Consider the following 1,657-nt stretch of genomic DNA (forward strand, 5'->3'; position numbering starts at 1 on the left):
CCCACGGAGATCGCGGATACGTGGTGTTCGATGATGCTGCTCTTCGCCCGCCCGCCGGCAACGTTTCCCGCTACCGGGATGCATACAAGCAGGTATGGCCGAACCACCCGCCCTTCCGGACCAAGAACTACAACGCCGACATCATCGACGAGCAGTTGGCGTCCGGGAACGGCAAGGTGCATCGGGCCGACACGCTCGACGCCCTCGAATCCTCGCTCGGTATCGAAACCGGGAACCTCGCGGGCGAGATCGCCAGATACAACAGGTTCGCGGAGTCCGGCGTCGACTCGGATCACGGCAAGGCGGGCAAGTTCGTTCTGCCTCTCGAGACCGCCCCGTACTATGCAGTCGAGGTGCGTCCTCTGACGATCAACCTCACCGCTTGCGGCCTTCGAATAGACGACCACGCGCGTGTTCTGGGTGTCGACGGGGCGCCGATCCACGGGTTGTACGCGGCCGGCGAATGCACCGGCGGAATCATCAAAACCTACATCGGCAGCGGCAATTCACTGGCCAATGCCTGTGGATTCGGTCGTATCGCCGGCGAAGAGGCCTCAGGCCTGCTCGACGAACAGTCCACCAGAGAGGAGGCCCGCGCATGACGAGTGCAACCGATACACCAGCTACACGTGTGCCCGATGCCGAGGCACTCGGCCGCATGTACACGCTGATGCTGACAACCGCACTGGCCGACCAGAAATCGGTCGCAGAGTCCAAAGCGGGGCGGTTGCAAGCTGCGTTTTACCCGGTGCGCGGCATGGAGGCGGTGTGCGCGGCGCTCGGCGAGGTACTCACCCCTCGAGACCGGTTGGTATCGACCTACAGAAACCTCGGTGACGCGCTCGCCAAAGGCACGTCGCCGCGGTCCATCATGGCCGAACTGTACGGGCGCCGGGCAGGTCTTTCTCGCGGCAAGGGCGGGACGATGCATCTGCAGGATCCGGCGATCGGATTCACTGCTACGACCGGAATCGTAGGATCGGGTCTCCCGATCGCGGTAGGCGTAGCCATGGCCGCTCAACTCGACGGCGAGGGCAGTGCAACCGTCGTGACCTTCGGAGACGGCGCGACGTCGATCGGCGCGTTCCACGAGGCGATGAATTTTGCGGGATTGTGGCAGCTCCCACTCGTGTTCGTATGCCAGAACAACCAGTGGGGTGAACACACGCCGATCGCCCAGTACGCGGCCAACACCGATCTGGCCTCGCGAGCGGCGTCGTATTCGATCCCTGCCCACAAGGTTGACGGGTTCGATCCGATGGCTGCCCTGGCTGCACTCCGGTCGGCGACCGAGCGCGCCAGGGCGGGCGAGGGCCCGACATTCCTCGAGTTCCAGCACTATCGACTGACCGGGCACACAGGCACAGCCGACTTCAGCTATGTCCCTGCGAACGAACTGAAAGCGGCCATGGAGCGCGACCCCGCGCCCACTTTCCGGAAATGGCTGTTGGCGAAGCAGTACCTGTCCGAGCAGAAGATCGAGGGAATCGAGCGGCACGCCCGCGAAACTGTCGACGATGCCTTCGCCTACGCGGCGCGCTGCGAATTTCCCGCCGCATCGGACATATTCACCGACGTCTTCGCAGACGACACCTGGGTGAGGAGCCTGCACAGTGACTGACAAGACGACCGACAAGACGACGGACAAAAAGAGCGC

The 1,657-nt window shown here is 63.6% G+C and carries 2 protein-coding genes; both read left to right on the plus strand.

Features of this window, described 5'->3' with window-relative positions; all coding sequences use genetic code 11:
• Positions 1 to 602: FAD-binding protein (locus tag WAW17_RS34015; RefSeq protein ID WP_422337224.1), on the plus strand; the 602-nt coding region annotated here is incomplete at its 5' end.
• Positions 599 to 1,621, plus strand: coding sequence for a thiamine pyrophosphate-dependent dehydrogenase E1 component subunit alpha (locus WAW17_RS34020; protein ID WP_422337225.1), 1,023 nt, complete (start codon positions 599 to 601; stop codon positions 1,619 to 1,621). The genes WAW17_RS34015 and WAW17_RS34020, both read left to right, overlap by 4 nt.
• Positions 1,622 to 1,657 lie beyond the last annotated feature (36 nt).

The sequence above is a fragment of the Rhodococcus sp. (in: high G+C Gram-positive bacteria) genome (assembly GCF_049286785.1).
Taxonomy (GTDB): Bacteria; Actinomycetota; Actinomycetes; order Mycobacteriales; family Mycobacteriaceae; genus Rhodococcus_F.

Bases quoted from the DNA above. Each gene is read 5' to 3' on its own strand.
- WAW17_RS34020 (WP_422337225.1), top strand. From the start codon at position 599: ATGACGAGTGCAACCGATACACCAGCTACACGTGTGCCCGATGCCGAG.